Annotated in this window: 2 pseudogenes; one reads left to right on the forward strand and one right to left on the reverse strand. The window is 69.5% G+C overall.

The features are described from left to right. A pseudogene (locus EOA75_RS33330) lies at positions 1-664 on the forward strand (bifunctional proline dehydrogenase/L-glutamate gamma-semialdehyde dehydrogenase); the annotation flags it as partial. 33 nt (positions 665-697) lie between these two features. Here the strand turns inward: EOA75_RS33330 and EOA75_RS33335 are convergent. Then, positions 698-817, reverse strand: a pseudogene (locus EOA75_RS33335) (antibiotic biosynthesis monooxygenase); the annotation flags it as partial. Between the last annotated feature and the right edge of the window lie 77 nt (positions 818-894).

Consider the following 894-nt stretch of genomic DNA (forward strand, 5'->3'; position numbering starts at 1 on the left):
GGCCGGCGGGCCACATTATCTGCGCCGCTTCCGCAAGGGCCCGCAAGCCGGAACGGAAGTCGGCGACGGCCACAAGGTGACGGCGACGGAACTCGCGGACAATCTGCCGGACCCGACGCTTGGCGGTTGGTCGACGCGACCCGATCGCGTGGCGATTCTGAGAAAACATCTGCGCGGCAAGGGGGCTGCGGCCATCGCCGCCGCAGCGGGCCTCGATTTCGGGCAGGTCGACCTGCCGGGCCCGACCGGCGAGGCCAACACGCTGTCGCTGGCGCCGCGCGGACGGGTGCTCTGCCTCGGGCCGGATGCCGAGACGCTGCTTGCGCAGACAATCCAGGCTTTAGCCGCCGGCAATGCCGTTCTGGCAGTGGCGCCAGGCGCGCCGGCGGCGCTGTCGGCGCTGACCGGCAAGGGCCTGCCACTGGCGGCGATCGACGGTCGGCCGGACCCGGTCGAGGCGCGCTCGCTGCGCGTCGACGTCGTTGCCTTCTCCGGCACGCCGGAAGCGGCGCGCATCGTGCGCAAGGTGGTTGCCGAGCGCGCCGGGCCGATCGTGCCGCTGGTCAGCGAAGTGCTTAATCCGGCGGCTTATGCGCATGAGCGCGCGGTCTGCGTTGACACGACGGCGGCCGGCGGCAATGCCAGCCTGCTCGCGGCAGCCTAATCAGGTGCGGGAAGGCCGCCGCGTTAGCGGCGGTCAGGCGCCCTCGACGACCAAAAACCCTTCGAACTCGGGGTGGCCAAGATAATGCACCTTGGCGGTGCCGGCGTTGCGATGGGCGGCGCGGAAGTTCTCCGACTTCGTCCAGGCGATGAAATCGCGGAGGCTTTAAAAAGGGCCGATCCGCGCCTTGAACACCCAACTTGATTTGCCGGTCTCGGGTGGAATGGGAG

Origin of the sequence: Mesorhizobium sp. M1A.F.Ca.IN.022.07.1.1 (assembly GCF_003997575.1) — a bacterium.
In the GTDB taxonomy this organism is placed as follows: Bacteria; Pseudomonadota; Alphaproteobacteria; order Rhizobiales; family Rhizobiaceae; genus Mesorhizobium.